The organism is Kingella pumchi (assembly GCF_022288825.1).
GTDB classification, from domain to species: Bacteria; Pseudomonadota; Gammaproteobacteria; order Burkholderiales; family Neisseriaceae; genus Kingella_D; species Kingella_D pumchi.
Map to the genome: position 1 here is coordinate 1,497 of NZ_JAKOOW010000019.1, position 1,923 is coordinate 3,419.

General features: G+C 63.4%; 1 pseudogene. It reads right to left on the bottom strand.

The features are described from left to right. Positions 1–1,923: pseudogene (locus MB824_RS11750) on the bottom strand (hemagglutinin repeat-containing protein); the annotation flags it as partial.

The following is a 1,923-nucleotide window of genomic DNA, read 5'->3' on the forward strand; positions in this document are numbered from 1 at the left end:
TTATACACGGGAGCGCTGTAGCCGGTGCGGCGTCCCCACCTTTGTCTAGATTTGCTTTTGCGGGCATAGCTGTTTTCGAAGATGCCGGACTCGATTTCGTACACGCCGGCCAAATCGCTGAGGTTTTTCAGGGTGCTGTCTTTGTCGCTGCCCTGCCAGACGCCGCCGATCAGGATTTGGCCGTTTTCATTGGCCAGCTCTTGGGTGTCAGCAGTAAAGTTGCCGCCGATGGCAATTTGCCCGGGTTGGGAGTGGGCGATTTGGTCTTCGTGGCGTTGTATGGTGACGCGTTTTTCGTTCCAGCTGGATTGGCGAACCGGAGCACGGCCGTCGTTAAAGGTAAACTCGCCTTTGGCATGATTGGCAGTCTGCCGCCATGAGCCGTCTTTGCCAACCTGCCACCACTCGGGATTGCCGGGCTGGCTGTAGCTGTGCCGGTGTTCGGCCGCGCCGACGGCAACTTTGTGATTGACTTCCCAGCGGCTGTTGCCGTTATGGATTTTGGCAACCGACCATACGCCGTCTCCGGCCGCTTCGATGCGGCCGCCGCGGTTTTCCAGGCGCTCGGCCCTGCCTTCGGCCTGATGGCTCTCGTTCAAACGGCCGCCGATATGCAGTGTGCCTTCGCTGCTGATCAGGCTGGAGACGCTGCCGGTTTGTACTTGGCCGTTTTCTATCCGGCCAAAGCCGCTGCCGGTGTTGCTTATGCTGCGCATGCCGATGTCCAGGCGTTCGCGGGCGGCAATGACGGGGGCTTGGTTTTTGCCGTCTGCGCTTGCTTCTTCGCGGTTGTTCAGGCTGCCGCCGCCCAGGGCGAGACGGCTGCCGTAGATGCGGCCGCTGCCGATGTTGTTCAGGGCAGTCGCGGCATCAATGCGGGTCAGGCCGTTGCTGTTGATCAGGCCGCGGTTGTCCACAGTGTCGGCGCCAATACGGGTATTGCTGCCGGAAACCAGTTTGCCTTCGGCGCGGTTGTCGATATGCCGGGCACGGATGTCGAGGGCTGCGCCGCCGGCCAAACGGTGGCGGTTGCGGATGCTGCCGCCGCTTTCGATGCTGAGTGTGCGGCCGGCTTCGATGTCGCCGCTGCTGTCAAAGTCGGCGCTGAGTTTGAGGGCGGCGTCGCGGCCGGCGGCCAGGGTGCCGCTGCCGTCCAGCCGGTTGGCCGTCAGTTCGAGATCTTGGCCGGCCAGAATGCTGCCGCCGCTGCTGGCAATATCGCCGGCGGCCAGTTTCAGGCTGCCGGCAGTGGTGATTTCGCCTTGCTGGTTGTTCAGACCGTCTGAAAGGCGGATGTCGCTGAGGGTATTGCTGCGGATGACGCCTTGGCGGTTGTCGAGTCGGGTGCCGTCCAGTTTCAGGCTGCCTGCGGCCAGGGCGCCGCCGCGGTTGTCGCTGTGGCTGCTGTTTATGTCGGCGCTGCGGGCGAGAATGTTGCCTTGGCGGTTGTCGAAACGGCTGCCGTCTGCTTTCAGGCTGCCGAGGGTGAGGTGGCCGCTGTTGGCCAGCTCGCTGCTGACGCTCAAATCGGTGCGCCCGCCCGCTTCGATGGTGCCGCTGTTGTCCAAACGGCCGGAGACGCTGATGCGGCCGTCGGCAGGAGCGGGAACCGGGGTGTGGCCGCCGTTGCCGTTATTGCCGTTGCCGTTATTGGCGGGGGGCCGCTTGTTGCCGGAATTACCGTTACCGCCGCCGCTGTTACCGTTGTTACCGCCGTTGTTGCCGCTGCCGTTTCCGCCGTTGCTGCTATTGTTTTCCGGCAGGCCGATGCGGCCGCTGTTGGCCAGACGGGCGGTTTCAACGGTGAGATTCTGACTGCCGCTTTGGCTGATGCGGCCGCTGTTGTCCAATACGGGGGCGGCGATGTCCAGACGGCCGCCGTCGATTTGACCGCTGTTGCCGATATGGGCGCTGCGGATGCGG